This window comes from Streptosporangium lutulentum, assembly GCF_030811455.1.
Classification (GTDB): domain Bacteria; phylum Actinomycetota; class Actinomycetes; order Streptosporangiales; family Streptosporangiaceae; genus Streptosporangium; species Streptosporangium lutulentum.
On record NZ_JAUSQU010000001.1, the window covers coordinates 4,862,938 to 4,880,262 of the forward strand.

16 protein-coding genes and 1 riboswitch are annotated in these 17,325 nt (G+C 70.2%); of the genes, 4 read left to right on the forward strand and 12 right to left on the reverse strand.

Features of this window, described 5'->3' with window-relative positions:
* The 10 genes from J2853_RS21705 to J2853_RS21750 form a co-directional block, all read right to left on the reverse strand.
* Complete coding sequence (locus J2853_RS21705) at nucleotides 1–2,091, reverse strand: beta-galactosidase (RefSeq protein ID WP_307560723.1); 2,091 nt, start codon at nucleotides 2,089–2,091, stop codon at nucleotides 1–3.
* A gap of 53 nt (nucleotides 2,092–2,144) precedes the next feature.
* Nucleotides 2,145–3,269: a glycosyltransferase family 4 protein gene (locus J2853_RS21710; protein WP_307560725.1), complete on the reverse strand. Its 1,125-nt coding sequence runs from the start codon at nucleotides 3,267–3,269 to the stop codon at nucleotides 2,145–2,147.
* The gene (locus J2853_RS21715) at nucleotides 3,266–4,543 is read right to left on the reverse strand and encodes a M48 family metallopeptidase (RefSeq protein WP_307560727.1); all 1,278 of its coding nucleotides are present in this window, start codon (nucleotides 4,541–4,543) and stop codon (nucleotides 3,266–3,268) included. The genes J2853_RS21710 and J2853_RS21715 overlap by 4 nt, the downstream gene beginning before the upstream one ends.
* Entirely contained in the window at nucleotides 4,540–5,325 is a 786-nt protein-coding gene (locus tag J2853_RS21720; protein ID WP_307560729.1) for a hypothetical protein, read from the reverse strand. Before J2853_RS21720 ends, J2853_RS21715 begins: the two co-directional genes overlap by 4 nt.
* A gap of 74 nt (nucleotides 5,326–5,399) precedes the next feature.
* The gene (locus tag J2853_RS21725) at nucleotides 5,400–5,915 is read right to left on the reverse strand and encodes a C40 family peptidase (RefSeq protein WP_307560731.1); all 516 of its coding nucleotides are present in this window, start codon (nucleotides 5,913–5,915) and stop codon (nucleotides 5,400–5,402) included.
* A gap of 82 nt (nucleotides 5,916–5,997) precedes the next feature.
* Nucleotides 5,998–6,155: riboswitch (cyclic di-AMP (ydaO/yuaA leader) on the reverse strand.
* Nucleotides 6,156–6,739: 584 nt separating this feature from the next.
* Nucleotides 6,740–7,363: a class I SAM-dependent methyltransferase gene (locus tag J2853_RS21730; RefSeq protein WP_307560733.1), complete on the reverse strand. Its 624-nt coding sequence runs from the start codon at nucleotides 7,361–7,363 to the stop codon at nucleotides 6,740–6,742.
* Nucleotides 7,364–7,529: 166 nt separating this feature from the next.
* Entirely contained in the window at nucleotides 7,530–8,093 is a 564-nt protein-coding gene (locus J2853_RS21735; RefSeq protein ID WP_307560735.1) for a LemA family protein, read from the reverse strand.
* 288 nt (nucleotides 8,094–8,381) lie between these two features.
* A complete protein-coding gene (locus J2853_RS21740; protein WP_307560737.1) occupies nucleotides 8,382–9,326 on the reverse strand; it encodes a C40 family peptidase in 945 nt (314 codons plus the stop codon).
* Nucleotides 9,327–9,458: 132 nt separating this feature from the next.
* Nucleotides 9,459–10,076 (reverse strand): hypothetical protein, encoded by a 618-nt coding sequence (locus tag J2853_RS21745; protein ID WP_307560739.1) that lies wholly within the window; start codon nucleotides 10,074–10,076, stop codon nucleotides 9,459–9,461.
* Nucleotides 10,077–10,122: 46 nt separating this feature from the next.
* Complete coding sequence (locus tag J2853_RS21750) at nucleotides 10,123–11,385, reverse strand: NYN domain-containing protein (RefSeq protein WP_307560741.1); 1,263 nt, start codon at nucleotides 11,383–11,385, stop codon at nucleotides 10,123–10,125.
* Between the two features lie 241 nt (nucleotides 11,386–11,626).
* Here J2853_RS21750 and J2853_RS21755 point away from each other — a divergent pair, with 241 nt between their 5' ends.
* The 3 genes from J2853_RS21755 (at nucleotide 11,627) to J2853_RS21765 (ending at nucleotide 14,892) form a co-directional block, all read left to right on the forward strand.
* Entirely contained in the window at nucleotides 11,627–12,754 is a 1,128-nt protein-coding gene (locus J2853_RS21755) for a phosphotransferase family protein (RefSeq protein ID WP_307560743.1), read from the forward strand.
* Between the two features lie 80 nt (nucleotides 12,755–12,834).
* Nucleotides 12,835–14,559 (forward strand): DEDD exonuclease domain-containing protein, encoded by a 1,725-nt coding sequence (locus tag J2853_RS21760; RefSeq protein ID WP_307560745.1) that lies wholly within the window; start codon nucleotides 12,835–12,837, stop codon nucleotides 14,557–14,559.
* A 45-nt stretch (nucleotides 14,560–14,604) separates the two neighbouring features.
* The gene (locus J2853_RS21765) at nucleotides 14,605–14,892 is read left to right on the forward strand and encodes an Lrp/AsnC family transcriptional regulator (RefSeq protein WP_089205062.1); all 288 of its coding nucleotides are present in this window, start codon (nucleotides 14,605–14,607) and stop codon (nucleotides 14,890–14,892) included.
* Nucleotides 14,893–15,021: 129 nt separating this feature from the next.
* Here J2853_RS21765 and trpD read toward each other — a convergent pair whose 3' ends face one another.
* A complete protein-coding gene (gene trpD / locus J2853_RS21770; RefSeq protein WP_307560748.1) occupies nucleotides 15,022–16,068 on the reverse strand; it encodes an anthranilate phosphoribosyltransferase in 1,047 nt (348 codons plus the stop codon).
* An 18-nt stretch (nucleotides 16,069–16,086) separates the two neighbouring features.
* Nucleotides 16,087–16,485 (reverse strand): DNA-binding transcriptional response regulator, encoded by a 399-nt coding sequence (locus J2853_RS21775; RefSeq protein WP_307568765.1) that lies wholly within the window; start codon nucleotides 16,483–16,485, stop codon nucleotides 16,087–16,089.
* Between the two features lie 208 nt (nucleotides 16,486–16,693).
* Here J2853_RS21775 and ctaE point away from each other — a divergent pair, with 208 nt between their 5' ends.
* On the forward strand, nucleotides 16,694–17,311 hold the full coding sequence (ctaE, locus tag J2853_RS21780) for an aa3-type cytochrome oxidase subunit III (protein ID WP_307560750.1): 618 nt from the start codon (nucleotides 16,694–16,696) through the stop codon (nucleotides 17,309–17,311).
* Nucleotides 17,312–17,325: the final 14 nt, after the last annotated feature.

Here is a 17,325-nt window from a genome sequence, read left to right on the forward strand (position 1 = left end):
CTACCCGGCCTCCGGTCGCCGCCTGATCACGGCGACGCCGCCCGCGGGCACCGTACCGGGGAAGTCCCTCCCGGTGAGCAGGTCGGTGCCCGACTCGGCCAGGTCGACGTCCTTCTCGTCGTCGTGGTTGATCGCGAACAGGTAGGTGGAGCCGTCGGCGTGACTCCGCCGGACGAGCTCCAGGCCGGGAGCCGGTACGGCGACGCCCGTCTCGGCGGCGATCCGGGCGAGCAGGCGCCCCAGGGAGGCGTCGTCCAGCCGGGTGGAGACGTACCAGGCCGCACCGGAGCCGTGCGCGTTGCGGGTGATGGCGGGTGCCCCCGCGAGGTGGCGGGCCCAGGGGTCGTGCGCGGCCGGGGCGAAGCGCCCGCCCGGGGCGGCGTTCCCGTCGGGGAGGCCGCCTTCCTCCCCGGCGAGGGGACCTCCGAGGCCCACGCCTCCGGGTGAACCGTCACCGGGGCCGTCGGTGTAGGAGGCGATCACCTCGGCGGTGGTGGCGCGGCCGAGCTCGCGCCAGATCCCGCCGGTGGAGCCGTCGGACAGCGTCACCGTCCCGCCCTCGCCCAGAGGCACGAACTCCTCCATGCGGACCCCGAGAAGGTCGCGCAGGGCGCCGGGGTATCCGCCGGTCCAGACGGCGTCGTTCTCGTCGACGACCCCGGAGTAGGCGCCGACGACCAGCGTGCCGCCGCCTTCGACGTAGAAGTCCAGGGCCGCCCGGTCGGTCTCGCGCAGCACGTACAGCGAGGGCAGCAGGAGCAGCGGGTAGGAGCTGAAGTCGCCGTGGGCCGGGAGGAAGTCCACGGTGACGCCGAGCCGCCACAGGGCCCGGTGCCAGGCGGCGAGTTCGTCGCGCACGGTCATGTCGGTGCTCGGATGGCTGGGCTGTTCCTGCGCCCACACGCTCTGCCAGTCGAACACGATCGCCACGTCGGCGCCGACCCTGGAGCCCTCGACCTCCTCCAGCCTGCGCAGGTCGGCGCCGAGCTCGCAGACCTCCCGCCAGACGCGTGAGTCCACGCCCGCGTGCGGGAGCAGCGCGGAGTGGTACTTCTCCGCCCCCGCGCGGGAGGCCCGCCACTGGAAGAACAGCGCGCCGTCGGATCCCCTGGCCACGTGGGCCAGGGAGTTGCGGCGCATCTGGCCGGGGGTCTTGGGGATGTTGCGCGGCTGCCAGTTGACCGCGCTGGTGGAGTGCTCCATCAGCAGCCACGGCGCCCCGCCCGCGAGGCCCCGGGTGATGTCGGCGGCGAAGGCCAGGTCGATGTGGGCCTCGGGGTCGTGGGCGCGGAGGTAGTGGTCGGTGGAGACCACGTCCACGTGCGGCGCCCACTCCCAGTAGTCGACGTCCCAGTGAAGTCCGGCCATGAAGTTGGTGGTCACCGGGACTCCGGGACTCACCTCGCGCAGCACCTCCAGCTCGGCCAGGTAGCAGGCGAGCAGTTCGGCGGAGCTGAACCGGAAGAAGTCGAGCGTCTGGGCGGGGTTCGGGATCGCCGGGGTCCTGCGCGGCGGCAGGACCTCCTCGAACGAGGTGTACTCCTGCGACCAGAACCGCGTGCCCCAGGCCTCGTTCAGCCGGGGCAGGTCGTAGCGGTCGCGGAGCCAGTCACGGAACGCCGCCGCGGAGACGTCGCAGTAGCAGCGCGCCACGTGGCAGCCGTACTCGTTGCCGACGTGCCACATGCGCAGCGCGGGGTGGTCGCGGTATCGCTCGGCCAGGGCCCGCGCCAGCCGTACGGCGGCGGTCCGGTAGTGCGGCGAGGAGGGACAGTAGGCCTGGCGGCTCCCCGGCCACAGGACGTGCCCGCCGGCGTCCATCGGGAGCGAGTCCGGGTGGGCGGCGGAGAACCACGGCGGAGGGCTCGCGGTGGCCGTCGCCAGGTCGACGCCGATCCCGTTCGCGTCCAGCAGGTCGAGCACCCGGTCCAGCCACCCGAACTCGTAGGCGCCCTCCCGCACCTCCAGCTGGGCCCAGGAGAAGACGCCGACCGTCACCAGGTTGACCCCGGCCTCACGCATGCGCACCACGTCGTCGTGCCACACCTGTTCCGGCCACTGCTCGGGGTTGTAGTCACCGCCGAAGTACATAAGCCCTCCCGTTCGCAGCCCGGATCACCTTAGAACACGGCGCCGGGCACGGCCTAGGAGGTTTGCGTACATTCGATCAGTTGAGCGAACCGGGAGGCGACGAGGTCCCAGCCCCACTCGCGCGTGACCCACTCCCGCCCGCGTTCTCCCATCGCCCGCGCCCCGGCCGGGTCCTTCAGCAGGCCGGCCACCGCCGCCGCGACCTCGCGCGGGGAGGTCCCGTCCACCACCAGCCCCGTCTCCCCGTGCAGCACCGCGTCCGGAGCGCCGCCCGACGAGCCCGCCACCACGGGCAGCCCGCTGGCGGAGGCCTCCAGGTAGACGATGCCGAGCCCCTCCACGTCGATGCCGCCCAGGCGGGTACGGCACGGCATGGCGAACACGTCGGCCGCGGCGAGGTAGCCGGACAGCGACGCCTCCGGCACCGGTCCGGTGATCACGACCGAGTCGCCCAGCGTCCGGGCCAGCCGCTCCAGGGTCTTCCTGTACGGCCCGCCGCCGACGAGCAGCAGCACCCCGCCGGGAACGGCGCGCAGCACGTGGGGCCAGGCGCGCAGGAGGACGTCCTGGCCCTTGCGCGGCACCAGCCGGGACAGGCAGACCACCACCGGCCGATCCCCCAGGCCGAGCTCCGCGCGCACCCGCCCGCCGTCCGCGTCCGGCCGGAACACGCCGGCGTCGACGCCGGGGGCGAGCCGTACCAGCTTTCGGGACGGGATCACCGTCGCCAGCCTCCGCCGGGTGTACTCCCCCAGGTAGGTCACCACGTCGGCGTGACCGCCGATCCTCGCGAGCAGCGGGCGGGCGATCGGGACCCCGGCCCAGGCCGCCTCGTGGCCGTGGGTGACCATGATGACGCGCCGGGCCCCGGCCGCGCGCATCCTGGGCGCGAGCAGGCCGAGCGGCGCCGCCGCCCCGAACACCACCGTGTCGCACTTGAACTCGGCGATCAGTCCGGCCGCCCGGCGGGCGACCACGGGCGTGGGCAGCATCAGCGAGGTGTGATGCCGCACGACCGGATAGGGCTGCCTGAGGTCGAAGCTCTCGCAGCCGGGCCATTCGGGGGCGTAGACGACCACCGAGTCCGGTGGGCGGCAGGCGGCGAGGCCGTACACGAACGACTGGATCCCACCGGCCCGCGGCGGGAAGTCGTTGGTGACGATGAGGACGCGGCTCATGGCACCGGGAGGCCGTTCAGCTGGGCCCAGGAGCGGGCCAGGGCGATGCGCTGCGGGGTCGTGGGATGGGAGGAGTAGAGAAAGTATTCGAAGGCGTCGGGCGACAGGTCCGAGATATTGGCGATCGCCAACCGTTTCTGCATGGATATGAACGTCGCCGGGTCCCTGGTCAGGTTCAGCGCGTGCACATCGGCCCTGGCTTCGATGTGCCTGCTGATCAGGTTCTGGGCGGGGCCGGACAGGACCGTGGCCAGGCTCAGCAGGCCCATGAGCAACCCCACCGCCCTCGGATCGCCGAGCGAGGAGATCCCGGCGCGCCGCCGTACGGGCCCCGCCGAGGCCACCAGGTAGAGCAGGCACGCCCCGCACGCCGCGGCCAGGCCTCCGATGAGCGTGCCGTACAGCACGTCGCCCGCCTTGGCGTGGCCCAGCTCGTGCGCGACCACCAGCTCGACCTGGTCGGCGGGGGCCTGGAGCAGCGTGTCGTAGACCACGATCCTGCGGGTCGCGCCGAATCCGGAGACGTAGGCGTTGAGCGCCGTGGTCCGCCGGGAGGCGTCGGCGACGAGCACGTCCTCGACCGGAACGCCGTCCTTGGAGGCCATGGCGAGCAGGTCGTCGCGGAGCTGCCCTGCGGCCATCGGCCGGAAGTCGTTGAAGATCGGCTCGATCACCACCGGGTAGGCGAACGAGGCGAGCAGGGTCAGCACGAACGCGCCGATCGCCGCGGGGATCCACCAGCGGCGGAAGCGCCGTGCCAGCGCGACCACGGCGAGCACCATGATCGCGGTCAGCCCGGTGCCGACCCCGAGGTTCTTGATCCGGTCTGCCGTCCAGGACGCCCAGGTCTGGGTGGACAGCCCGAAGTCGCGCAGGTGGGTCTCCGACCACATCCCCAGCGGCCAGCGCAGGACCGCCACCGCCACCGACAGCCCCAGGACGCCGAGCAGCACCCGCAGCCACCACGGTCCTCTCAGGCGGCCGAGCAGCCACGCGCCCAGCGGGGTGCCCACCAGCACCCCCGCGACGATCAGGGTCAGGCCGAGCGACAGGTAGGAGGGCACGCTGACCAGCGCGTCGAAGGTCTCCGCACGGGCGATCTGCTCGCCGGAGAAGTCGCGGACCGGATCCGGCACGACCACCGGCGCCCCCGCCGGCAGCTCCCGCCAGGGGGTGGTGAACGCCACGACCGCCAGCGTGACCGCTCCGAGAGCGGCCAGCGCCCACCCCGCCGCCCGGAGACCCGCGGGCGTGTCCGTCTTGCTCAGCGTCATCCGAGTTCCCTCCGGAGATGGTCGCGCCAGTCCTCGACGAGCGCCGCCTCGGTCAGGCCCAGGGTGCTCCCGATATCGCTACCGTAGAGCCTCACCAGTGACTTCTCGCCGAAGCGCTCGGCGATGAGGCGGCAGGCGAGCCACGCCTCCTCGTAGGCCTGCGCCAGCCGCGGGTTGCCGGGAGCGAAGTCGGCGGGCCCGGGGAGCCGGGTGGGCAGGACGCCCGCGCGCACCTCCCCCGCCAGTTCGGCCGCGACCGTGCGGACCGCGATCCCGGCGTCGCGGTAGCCCACGTAGTCGGCGAAGCCCTCCGACAGCCACATCGGCACCCGGCCGCCCCTGGTCGCGCCGGTGGCCACGTGGGTGAGCTCATGCGTGATGACCACGTCACGGCCGACCTCGCTGAGCCTCGCGTATCCCGACGGCAGGACGATCACCCGGTCCGAGGTCGCCAGGGCGGCCAGGCCACCGGTGCCGCCGGCTCCGGCGAGCGCCGCGGCCTCGGCGTCCGTGGCGGGGAACAGGATCACCGCCCGGACCGGACCCCAGATCCCCTCGACGGCGCGGCGGGCGCGGTCGGCCCTCGACGCCAGATCGCGGAGGCTCGCGTACGGGACGCCGTGGCCGATCACGAGGGAGTGCTCACCTCGCACGACGGTGGCCGCACCGGGCCAGAGGCCACTCGTGTCCTGCGGGATCGGCCCGCCTCCGGCGAGCGGAGCGACGCTCATCAGCGCCAGCATCCCGGTGAGCACGGCGCGGCGCCCCTTCGGGACGGACATATGCATTGATGCTACTCGACGGACATGGAGCGGCCCCGTCCGTCCACGCGGACGAACGGGGCCGTATCCCTGGGTCAGCCTCCGGGGCGGACCGCTCCGGTGAAGGAGGACTTGTAGTACCCCTCCAACTTCACGATCCGGACCGTCTTGCCGCTGCTCGGCGAGTGGACCATCCTGCCCTTGCCGACGTACATGCCGACGTGGCCCTTCCCGCTGAAGAACATCAGGTCACCGGGGCGCAAGTTGCTCCACGAGACCTTCTTCCTGACAGCCCTGTACTGGCTGTACGTGATGCGGGGGAGCTTGACGCCTGCTTTGCGCCATGAGTACTGGACGAGCCCTGAGCAGTCGAACGCGCCCGGACCGGTGGCTCCCCACCGATACGGATCGCCGATCTGCTTCCTTGCCGTGGAGACGGCCTTCTCGGCCTTCACCTTCTGCAGTGCGACTTTGCTCAACCTGATCTTCGCCGTGCTTTTGACCTGTTGTGAGGTTTTCGCCGTGCTCTTGACCTGGAGGGCGGTCGCACTGTTCGTCGTCGCCTGTGCCGCCGCCGGCCCCAATGCGACCGCTCCGGCTGAGGCGGTCATTGTGAGGACGAACCCGCCGACAGAAAGGCGGAAAAGGCGCGACAAACGGGGGTTGTGCAGGGTGGTAGACAGGATTTCTCCTTGGGACTTCCACTGATGCCTACCGGGTTAGCTGACGGATTCGGGCTGGGAAGATGCCCTACGGCAAAAGATGCCGATTCACCCCTGGCCACACGTTAAGGGCCCACTGGGTCCCCGGTTCCATGCCTCCTGGCTGCATGGATTCGGCGGGCCACCGCGATGGGGTCGAACCCCGATGGGGAGAAGCGGTGACCGGTTGGATTTCTATGAGGGACACCGGCCCTGGGGCCGACATTCGCCGCGACGGCATGGCTTGCACGTCGCGAGGCCAGAAACTACCTCGAACCTTCAGTGTTCGGCAAAGCAATCCCCATGTTTGAAGATCGAAAAACGTTGATCGCCTTTCCGGAGTCCCTGCATAAGGGCTATTTATGCTATTGAGATATGACCCTGGTCACATACGATGAACAACAACGGCAAATGCGCAATTTATGTCAGATGCGTCACACTTGCGTTGATCGCCAATGTGACCTCCGTCGCCAGGTGTGATCCTCGGCGCCATTCATGATCATTCATTTACGCGCACGACCATTCACTCCCGCCCGCGATCTCCATCGGCCTTCATCGGCGCGGGCGCCGAGCCCGCCGGGCGTTCGGCGGCATATGTCGTAACATTTATCATTACAACAAGCGGCGACGGCAGGAAGACCGGGCGCGAACGGCAGGCCGGCGATCGCGGCGCACCTCCTGGCACGGACGGAACCCCACCGGCGGACGAGGCGGGCGGCCCCGTCCTCCGGCTCTCAGCCCTTGGAGCCGGGACGGGATCGCGACGCCGTGAAGACCAGCGCGGGCGGGACGTTGAGCCAGACCGGGCCCATGGTGCCGACGCCGGTGAAGGTGTGCTCCAGGAGCCCGCGGAATCGCCGGAACCTCCGCGAGGGCATCGCGGACAGGGTGATGACGGTGCTGAACCTCCCGCCCTGGACGAGCGTGGCCGACACCTCGTCCAGAATGCTCTTCTGCCGCTGCTCGTCGAACAGGGTCCAGGGAAGCGAGGAGATGACCGCGTCGGCCTGCGCCACCCCGGCCCGCCCCAGCACCTTGCCCAGGTCGGCCGCGTCCCCGGCGGCCACCTCCAGCCAGGGACGGCTGTGCCGCAGATGGCGGACCATGTCGTCGTTGAGTTCGACGGCGAGCTGCCGCCCGCCCGGCGGCAGGCGTTCGCGGATCGCGTCGCTGATCACACCGCCGCCGGCGCCGAGCTCGACGACCACGGCATCGTGCGTGTCCGGGACGATCGACGCGGCCAGGCGGGCCACGGCCTTCGAGCTGGGCGCGATCGCTCCCAGCTCGAAGGGATTACGCATGATCGCGCCAAGGAAGGTGCGGGTGTCCCCGCCGGCGGAACGAGTTTCGGAAGGCATTCGCAGCTCATTCCCCCAGGTGAGGGCGTTATGCCAGGTTGGCAGGCTTCGGCAGCCGATGTCCGTTGCCGCGGCGCGGCCGAAGGAGCCTCCTCCGGCCCCGGCGGGGGACGCGGCCGGGCTCACGACCCAGCGGCGGCCGTAGCCCGTGACCAGGAGATCGTTCCTAGAACCACGCGCGCACCGGGCGGCGCTCCTCGTCCTGATCGCGGAGGTATTCGCGCTGCGAGAAGCCGCCCATACCCGCCACGATATCGGCCGGGCTCATCTGGATCGCGTTGTTGTAGATGAGAACGGCGTCGTTGTAGTGCCGCCGGGAGCGGGTGATCCGGTCCTCGGCGGCGGCCAGCTTCTCTCTCAGCTCGGCGAGGGTCCGGCCGGCCTTGAGGTCCGGGTGGGCCCCTGTCGCCGCGAACAGGCTTCGCAGCGCCCCGGAGAGCAGGTCCTCGGCGGCCATCCGGTCGGCGGGAGCCTGAGCCCCCGCCGCCCGGGAACGCGCGGCGGCCACCGCCTCCAGGGCCTGCCGATCGCGGGCGCCGTGGCCCCTCACGACCTCCACCAGTTCGGCGACGAGATCGTGACGGTGTTTGAGCCGTACCTCGATCCAGACCCAGGCGTCGTCCACCTCACCACGCCGGTGAACCAGGTCGCTGTACGTCGAGACGGCGAGCAGGACGAGAAGCAGGACGAGGAAGAAGGCGAGAAAAACGAGAACGGCCGTAGTGATCAAGGAAGCCTCCCGGTCGAGTGGCAGCCGTGTGGCCGACGGGTCTGGCCCGCCACGCCGTGGCCATCTGACCTCAGGCTCCTTGCATTCCGCCTACAGGGGCGTCACGCGCCGGAAAGACGACGGGTGACCCGGTGGTCACGCGGCGCCGTCCGGCCGACGCCCGCCCTTCCCCGGGGGTGTGCGCGCCGGTGCCCCCCGGCGGATCCCGGCCCGCCTCCGTCGCCCGCGAAACGGCGCGGGACGACCGGCGATCGGAGATCTCCGTCGAGAACCCGTGGCCCGGCGGGATCAGGGGCGGACGGCTCCGACGAAGTTACGGCCGTAGGAGGACAGGGGGACGACCTTGACGACGTCTCCGGTCTGGGGAGCGTGAACCATCTGGCCGTTGCCCGCGTATATCCCGACGTGACCCAACCCCTCGCTGAAGAGGAGGTCGCCGGGCTGGAGATCGCTCATCGAGACCTTGCGGCTCGCGCCCCAGCTCCACTGCTCCCAGGTCGTACGGGGAAGGCTGACCCCGCCGCTGTTCCAGGCGGCCTGGACGAGACCGGAGCAGTCCCAGCCGTTGGGGCCGGTGCCGCCGAACTGGTACGGCTTGCCGATCTGGGCGTAGGCGAAGGCCAGCACGGCTCGCGCGTTGCCGGAGGCCGAACCTGTGTACTGGGCTCCGGAGCCGTTGGGGTTGCCCACCTGGTAGGCGCCGAGTTCGCGCAGGAGCTTCGTCTGGGCCTTGACCATCTTGTCGGCCTTGGCCTTCTCGTCCGACAGTTCGTCACGCGTCTCGTCGGCCTCGGCCAGGGCCTTCTTGGCGCCGTCCCGGTTGGCCCGCAGTGTCTTGGTCGCCTCGTCGAAGGCGTTCAGCGCCTGGGCGCGGGAGGCGGAGAGCTGGTCGACGGCGGCCATGCCGTTCAGCAGGTCGCCGGGGTCGGCCTGGTTGACCAGGCCTTCCCAGCCGCTCACCGTGCCGACCTGGTAGGTGCTGACGGCCATCGTGACGAGTTCCTTGCGCAGCCCGGCGACCTTCTCCCCCTGGCGGGTGAGCTCGCCGTTCAGCGTCTCGTACTTCTTCCTGGCCTTCTTCCACTTCTCTGAGGCCTGGTTGTACTTCTCGACGACCAGGTCGGCCTGCTCGTTGAGCTTCTCCAGCTTCGCCTTGGCCTGAGGGATCGTCGGCTTCGGGTCGGCGGACGCACCGCCTACGGGCAACATCAGCAGCGCGAGGACAAGCCCCACGGCCAACGGAATCCGAACCAGTCTCACCGGCATACCCGCCACGGCCACGACAACGCCTCCCGAGTGCCAAGCCCTGGTCGGAATAGTACAGAGGAAGTAAGGTACAACTCACCTTTTCAGGCGTTTTGTTCGTTACTCACAGGTGGCTATAAGGCAGATCTTCGAGGTCATCGCTCTGGCGTCACGCAGTTGGTCGGTCCAGTCACGCGTGGCGGGCTTGAAGTACTCCCCCGCCCGGACGTAGACGAGCACGGCGTCGCCCTTCCTCACCAGCACGCTCCGCTCGCCTCCGACGCCGACGGCCTTGCCGTAGTAGACCTGCCCGGAGACCCTCAGCGCCTCGTCCCCGAGACCGGTCACGGGCGCGGAGACGTAGCGGTAGCCGGAGCCGGAGCCCGTCGTGGACCTGCACGCCGACAGGGCCGCGCGAAGCTGGGCGACGGCCTTCCGCGCGGCCGCCGGCGAGTTGTACAGGATCACCTGCTCGACCTTCATGAAGTCCGGCACCCCGATGAACCTCACCGTCCGTGCGACCGTCCGGCCCGCCCCGCCCGGAGCGGTCTTGCGGCACGGATTCACCTCAAGCGGGGTTTTCGGCGAATTGCTGATCTTCCAGTTGGTTTCAGGATCTTTGTCCTTCTTCGCCGCGTCCTTCTCGTAGAGAAGGAAACCCTTGGGGACGGCGGGGGCCGTGGCGGCCGCCGTACCGGCAAAGAGAGCGACGCAAACCAGCGCTATGATCTTTTTCATCGAATCAACCTCCGGGGGGATTCGATGAACCATAGAGCTAAAAAGTTCAGGCCCGCCCGAGACGCCGTAAAAGTAATACAGACGGCACCGGCCGGGCTCCCATCCGGCGGACCGACTCGGCCACCTCACGGTCGGAGGAGACCACCGCGACCGCGCGTCCCGTGGGCTCGGCGCGGACCAGCTGACGGATCAGGTCGTCGGCGATCTGGCCGGGAGCGCTGAACAGCACCCGGACACCCCTGGGGGCCGACATCGGAACGGGGCCGTTCAGCTCCGCGCCGTCGAAGACACACGTCAGCTCGGTGCGGGTCTGCGCGTACAGCGCGCCGAGACCGGTGAGCAGGCGGCTGCGCTGGTCGGCGAGGGTGAACGTCCCGTAACCGGTCTTGGTCACGTTGTAGCCGTCCACGATCAGATGGATCTGCGGCAGCGCGAGCAACTGGTCGAGCAGGGCGGGATCGTCGTCGGCGAGTGCCCGCGCGGGCACCGCCTGGACGCCCTGCCTGCCGGGCGCGACCGAGGCCACCGAGTCGGCGGGCCTGTGGATGCTGGAGGGCAGCGCCAGCTCCCTGCGCAGCCCGGCCGCGGCGTCCTGGAGCGCGTCGAGCAGCATGCGGACCTTGGTGTCCTCCACGCTGCGGCCCTCACGGGCCGCCCGGCGCGTGGACTCCAGCTGCCGCTCGGCGTCGGCCAGGCGCTCGCGGAGGCGTCGCAGCTCGCTCTCCCCCGCGCTTCCCGCCGAGATCGCGACGGCCATGGCCTCCTGCGCGGTCTCCTGCACCTCGGCGGCCCGCTTCTCCGCCGCCTTCGCCCGCTCGCGGGCGTCGTGCAGCTTGCGGCGCAGGTCGGAGATCTCCGACCGGGCGGTCTTGAGCTGTTCGCGCAGCCGGTCGGACTCCTCCTTGGTCGTGGTCTTCTGGGCGGCGAGCTGCTCGCGCAGCCGGTTGAGCGCCTGCTCCTGCGCGGACCCCTCGGCCGCGGCCGCCGACTGCTCCAGGTCCGCGCGGGCGGACTCCACCATCTCCGCCCAGCCGGGTGGCCGGGTCAGGTAGGCGGCCGCGGCGACCAGGACGGGCTCGGCGGCCGGGGGCACGACGCCCTCGGCGAGGCTCGCGATCAGCTCGGGCCAGCCCGCGATCAGCGTCTCGGCGACCAGCTCGCGGAACTTCTTGTCGGTCTCGAGCTGGGCGGCGATCGGCGCGCTGCCCAGTTTGGCCCGCTTACGCGGATCGAATTTGGCGATTCCCTTGAGAGGAAGGGGCGCCGTGGCAGCGGGCATCGACCCGAGGACCTGGGATGCCAGCTCCACGACATGTAAGCGAACCTGCTCAGGTAGCGGACGAGACAGGCCCTCTCCGGCTGAACTCATCACGGCCCCTACTCGGATTGGTCTTCCCGTCAAGGGTACGGCTACCGCACCCTGACCCCGACCTGACCGGAAATCGGGAAAGATCCACCTTAATGGTGAATTCTTTATGGACAAGCGCTTGCTTCCAGGTATACGACTGTGGCCATCGAGTTGTGACGCACGCCACCCGGGAGACAACGCGATGCCAGAAGAGCCTCAGCAGACCGCCCAGATGCGCACCTCCGTCCGCGACCTCGACGAGTTACGCGAGCGGCTGAGGTCCTGGCTGACCGGCCGTTTGGGCTGTCCCGTCACGGTGTCGCGACTGTCCCACCCCGCCGGCAACGGCATGTCCAGCGAGACACTGATCTTCGACGCCTCCTGGGACGCCCCCGAGGGCAGGCAGGACCTCCGGTGCGTCGCCCGGATGGAGCCGGCGAGCGAGGCGGTGCCGGTCTTCCCCACCTACGATCTCGGCAAGCAGTTCGACGTCATGCGGACGGTCAGGGAACGCGCCGGGGTGCTCGCGCCGCGCCCCCTGTGGTTCGAGCCGGACCCCGGGCCGATGGGCGCCCCGTTCTTCGTGATGGAGCGGCTCGTCGGCGACGTGCCGCCGGACATGCCGCCCTACACCTTCCAGAGCTGGCTGCTGAAGGCCCCTCCCGAGAGCAGGGAGCGGCTGCAACGGCAGAGCGTCGAGATCCTGGCCAGGCTGCACGACACCGCCTTCACCTCCGAGGAGCTGCGCCCGCTGGAGACCTCCGGGCCCGGCGGGACGGCCCTGCGCAGGCACGTCGACGAGCAGCGGGCCTACTACGACTGGGCGCACGGCTCGATGCGGATCCCGCTGCTGGAGCGGGGGTTCGACTGGCTGGAGGAACACTGGCCGGCCGACCCGGGGCCCGACGTGCTGAGCTGGGGGGACGCGCGCATCGGAAACGTGATGTATCGCGACTTCACCCCGGTGGCGGTGCTGGACTGGGAGATGGCCACCGTCGCCCCCCGCGAGCTGGACCTCGCCTGGATGATCTTCCTGCACCAGTTCTTCCAGGAGGTCGCCGGGGCCTTCGAGCTGCCCGGCCTGCCGGACTTCATGCAGCGCGAGGACGTTTGCCGGACATATCAGGAAATGACCGGCCATCAGCCACGCGACATGGAGTTCTATGAGATGTACGCCGCGCTCCGGCACGGCGTCATCATGGCCCGGGTCTGGCAGCGCCGGATCCACTTCGGCGAGCAGCCCATGCCCGAGAACCCCGAGGAGCTGATCCTGCACCGGGCCGCCATCGAGCGGATGCTGGACGGAAGCTACTGGCGTCCGGGGTCGTGACCGGTGCGCCCCGGCGGGACCCCGGGGCGGCAAATGTCGGTAGGGGCTTCTATGGTCGTGAGCCGTGGAGGTCATGAACTGTGGAGAACTCCGTACAGGGAACGCTGGACGAGCTGGGCGTGCCGCTCAGCCAGATCACGTTCGTCGTGTTCGACCTGGAGACGACCGGTGTCTCGTCCGACGAGCACGCGATCACGGAGATCGGGGCGGTCAAGGTCCGGGGCGGTGAGGTGCTCGGCGAGTTCTCGACCCTGGTCGACCCCGGCTCGCCGATCCCGCCGTTCATCTCGGTGCTGACCGGCATCACCGACGGCATGGTCGTGGCGGCGCCGAGGATCGAGGCGGTGCTGCCCTCGTTCCTGGAGTTCGCCCGCGGCACCACCCTCGTGGCGCACAACGCCGGATTCGATCTGGGCTTCGTCAAGGCGGCCTGCGCCGCTCACGGCTATCCCCCGCCCCGCCACCCGGTGGTCGACACCGTCGTTCTGGCCCGCAAGCTGCTGACCCGCGACGAGGCCCCCAACTGCAAGCTGTCCACGCTCGCCAAGATCTTCAGCAAAACAGAGCCCTGCCACCGCGCGCTCGCCGACGCGCGGGCCACCGTGGACGTGCTCCACGCGCTGCTGGAGCGGGCGGGTTCGTTCGGCGTGCACACCCTGGAGGAGCTGAAGGGCTTCGTCCGCGCGCCCACCCCTGAGCAGCGCCGCAAGCGGCACCTGGCCGACGCCGTGCCCGGCGGCCCCGGCGTCTACGTGTTCGAGGACTCCGGCGGCGACCCCCTCTACGTCGGCAAGAGCACCAACCTCCGCAACCGCGTGCGCAGTTACTTCACCGCCGGTGAGACGCGGCCCCGCATCCGGGAGATGGTCGGCATCGCCGAGCGGGTCCGGACCATCGTCTGCGCGACCCCCCTGGAGGCCGAGGTCAGGGAGCTCAGGCTGATCGGCTCGTCCAAACCGCGATACAACCGCAGGTCGCGCTTCCCGGAGAAGATGTTCTGGCTCAAACTCACCGACGAGCCGTTCCCCCGCCTGTCGATCGTCCGCGAGATCAAGGACGACAAGGCCGGCTACCTGGGCCCGTTCACCAGCGTCCGCGCCGCCGAAGACGCCCGCACCGCGCTGCACGAGACGATCCCCCTGCGGCAGTGCACCGAGAGGATGACCCCGCGGACCAGGCACTCCGCCTGCGCGCTCGCCGAGCTCGGCAGGTGCGGGGCGCCGTGCGAGGGCCGTCAGAGCGCCGAGGAGTACGGCCTGCACGTCGCGAGTGCCCGCCAGGCGATGGAGCTGGACGCCTCTCCCGTCTTCTCGGCGATCGAGCTCCGGATGGAGCGCCTCTCCCTCGACCAGCGTTACGAGGAGGCCGCGGCCGACCGTGACCGGCTCGCCTCCTACGTCCGCACCTCGGCGCGCATGCAGAGGCTGCGGGCGCTGACCGTGATCCCCCAGATGGTCGCGGCCGCCCCCTCGGCGAGCGGCGGCTGGGACATCCACGTCATCCGGTACGGCCGGCTGGCCTCGGCCGGGGTGATGCCCAAGGGAGCCCATCCCGGCCCGTTCGTGGACGCGCTGGTGGCCACGGCCGAAACCGTCGCCCCGGGACCGGGGCCCGTCCCCGCGGCCGGCACGGAGGAGACCGAGTGCATCCTGCGCTGGCTGGAGAGCCCGGGCGTGCGATTGGTGCAGGTCGAGGGCTCCTGGAGCCTGCCCACCCTCGGCGCGGGCAGGCTCCAGGCCCGCATCGACCGCGCCTACCAGGCCGTCGAGCCACGCCGCCCGCGCGAGGGCCGTCCGCAGCGCTGATAACTTCGAAGGCGGCAAGCCCCGCACTCAACGAGGAGGAAACTCGTGGTCACCGCGATCGTTCACATCAACGCCGAGGTGGACCGGATTCCCGAGGTCGCCCAGACGATCGCCGAGATCGACGGGGTGAGCGAGGTGTACTCCATCACCGGGGAGTACGACCTGATGGCCATGGTCCGCGTCTCCGCCTACGAGGAGATCGCCGAGGTCATCCCCGGGCGGCTGAACAAGGTGGCCGGGGTGCTGCACACCGAGACCCACATCGCCTTCCGCACCTACTCCAGGCACGACCTGGACGCCGCCTTCTCGATCGGCCTCGGCGAGTCCGACTGACGCCCGCACGGACGGGGCGGGCGTCGCCGCCCGCCTCGCCCGCCGTGGGCGTCCACGCCTCTCCTCAGCCGTGCCCGCGCCCCGAAACGATCCTCGATCGGGGCATGGGTCCACGGCGGCCCCGGTGGATCAGACCGGCGTCAGCGACCGGCTGAACCCGATCCAGTGCTCAAGGATGTTCGAGGCGGCGCCGGAGTCGACGGCCCGCGTGGCCCGCTCGTATCCGGCGGCCATCGCCGCGTTCAGGTCGTCGTCCGCGCCGTCCAGGGCGACCAGCGCGGCCGCCGCGTTGAGCAGCACCGCGTCACGGACCGGCCCGGTCTTGCCGTCGAGCAGCTCGTGCACGGCCCGCGCGTTGAACTCCACGTCCCCGCCGCGCAGCGCGTCGGCCGCCGACCGGGGAATGTCCAGTACGGCCGGATCGAAGATCGTCTGCCTGGCGGTCCCCTCGCGCACCACCCAGACCGTGGAGGTCGTCGCGGTGGTGAGCTCGTCCAGCCCGTCGTCGCCCCGGAAGACCAGGGCGGACACCCCGCGCTCGGCGAAGACCCCCGCGACCACGGGGAGCATGCCCGGGTCGAAGATGCCGATCGCCTGGGCGCTGGGCCTGGCCGGATTGGTCAGCGGCCCCAGGAAGTTGAAGATCGTCGGGATGCCGAGCTCCTTGCGCGGCGGACCGGCGAAACGCAGCGCCGGGTGGTAGACCGGCGCGAAACAGAAGGCGATCCCCACCTCGGTCGCGACCTTCGCGGTGTCGGCCGGGGACAGGTCGAGCCTGATCCCCAGATGCTCCAGCACGTCGGCGGCGCCGCAGGAGGAGGAGGCGGCGCGGTTGCCGTGCTTGACCACCCGGGCGCCCGCGGCGGCGGCCACGATCGCGGCCATGGTCGAGACGTTGACGGTGTGGGCCCGGTCGCCGCCGGTGCCGACGACGTCGACGACGGGCCCCTTCACCGACAACGGGGTGGCCCGCTCCAGCATGGTGCGCGCCAGGCCCGTCACCTCGGCGACCGTCTCCCCCTTCGCCCGCAGCGCCACCGCGAAGCCCGCGATCTGCGCGGACGTGGCGGAGCCGGACATGATCTCGTTCATCGCCCAGGCGGCCTCGTCGGCCGTCAGATTCTCACCGGCGAGCAGGGCCGACAACAGCGCGGGCCAGGTGGTGCGCGCGTCCATGGGGTCTCCAGGGGGGTTCTACCGGGTGGTCAGGTGGGTGGAGAGGCGGTGGCGCATCAGGTCGGCGACGGTCTCGGCAAGCACCACGGGGTCGATCGGCTGTGCCACGACGGCCTCCGCGCGTGACCACTCCGCCAGCCATCGATCGTCACGGCGGGCGATCAGCAGGCAGATCGGCGGGCAGTCGTGAACCTCGTCCTTGGCCTGGCGGGCCACGCCCATGCCGCCGGCCGGCTGGGCCTCGGCATCGAGCACCGCGACGTCGATCTCACCCGAGTCGAAATGCTGGATCACCTTGGCGTGGGTAGCGCACTCCACGATCTCCACAAGGGGCACGTCGGCGGCGGGGCGACGGCCGATCGCCTGCCGCACCTTCTCCCGGGTGCTCGCGTCGTCGCTGTAGACGAGGACCCTCATCTTGTCGTCGGTGCTCACGGTCGCACTCACTATCCCTCGTCGATATCCCTCGTCGATGTATGGTCACCTGGGATGCTACCGGTCAGCCCGCCTGGAGACCCAGGCCGGAGGCATCGGTGAGCGAATTGCCCCATACGTCCGCATTGGGGTTACGTTTGACCCCCCTATCGGGGGGTCGTGCGGCGACCCGAGCAGGGGAACCGCAATAATGCTGCCCGTGGCGACAGCATCCGCAATTTCAACGACGACGGCAGCGCATTCGTCCCGCAGACCCGATCTGGTCAGCGTGGGGACGATCGTCTGGCTGTCCTCCGAGCTCATGTTCTTCGCGGCGCTGTTCGCGATGTACTTCACCATCCGGTCAGTGAGCCTTGGCCAGGGTCTGCCCTGGCCGGAGGCCCACCTGAACGTCCCGTTCGCACTGGCCAACACGATCATCCTGGTCCTGTCGAGTGTGACCTGCCAGATGGGCGTGTGGGCGGCCGAGAAGGGCCAGGTCGCCAAGCTCCGCTTCTGGTACGTCATCAGCTTCCTGATGGGCGCCACGTTCGTGGGCGGCCAGCTGTACGAGTACCGCGAGTTGGTCCATGAAGGGCACACCCTGTCGCACTCCGCGTACGACTCGGTGTTCTATCTGGCCACGGGCTTCCACGGCCTCCATGTGACCGGTGGACTGATCGCGTTCCTCTTCATGCTGGGACGCACGTACGCCGCGAAGCGCTTCACCCGTGAGCAGGCGACCAGCGCGATCGTCGTGTCCTACTACTGGCACTTCGTCGACGTGGTCTGGATCGGCCTTTTCGTGACCATCTACGGTATTCAATAAGGAATCGGGGATCT

Excerpts from the sequence above, each read along its gene's own strand:
- J2853_RS21705 (WP_307560723.1), bottom strand. The coding sequence starts at position 2,091 with ATGTACTTCGGCGGTGACTACAACCCCGAGCAGTGGCCGGAACAGGTG.
- J2853_RS21710 (WP_307560725.1), bottom strand. The coding sequence starts at position 3,269 with ATGAGCCGCGTCCTCATCGTCACCAACGACTTCCCGCCGCGGGCCGGT.
- J2853_RS21715 (WP_307560727.1), bottom strand. The coding sequence starts at position 4,543 with ATGACGCTGAGCAAGACGGACACGCCCGCGGGTCTCCGGGCGGCGGGG.
- J2853_RS21720 (WP_307560729.1), bottom strand. The coding sequence starts at position 5,325 with ATGTCCGTCCCGAAGGGGCGCCGCGCCGTGCTCACCGGGATGCTGGCG.
- J2853_RS21725 (WP_307560731.1), bottom strand. The coding sequence starts at position 5,915 with ATGACCGCCTCAGCCGGAGCGGTCGCATTGGGGCCGGCGGCGGCACAG.
- J2853_RS21730 (WP_307560733.1), bottom strand. The coding sequence starts at position 7,363 with ATGCCTTCCGAAACTCGTTCCGCCGGCGGGGACACCCGCACCTTCCTT.
- J2853_RS21745 (WP_307560739.1), bottom strand. The coding sequence starts at position 10,076 with ATGAAAAAGATCATAGCGCTGGTTTGCGTCGCTCTCTTTGCCGGTACG.
- J2853_RS21755 (WP_307560743.1), top strand. The coding sequence starts at position 11,627 with ATGCCAGAAGAGCCTCAGCAGACCGCCCAGATGCGCACCTCCGTCCGC.
- trpD (WP_307560748.1), bottom strand. The coding sequence starts at position 16,068 with ATGGACGCGCGCACCACCTGGCCCGCGCTGTTGTCGGCCCTGCTCGCC.
- J2853_RS21775 (WP_307568765.1), bottom strand. The coding sequence starts at position 16,485 with ATGAGGGTCCTCGTCTACAGCGACGACGCGAGCACCCGGGAGAAGGTG.
- ctaE (WP_307560750.1), top strand. The coding sequence starts at position 16,694 with ATGCTGCCCGTGGCGACAGCATCCGCAATTTCAACGACGACGGCAGCG.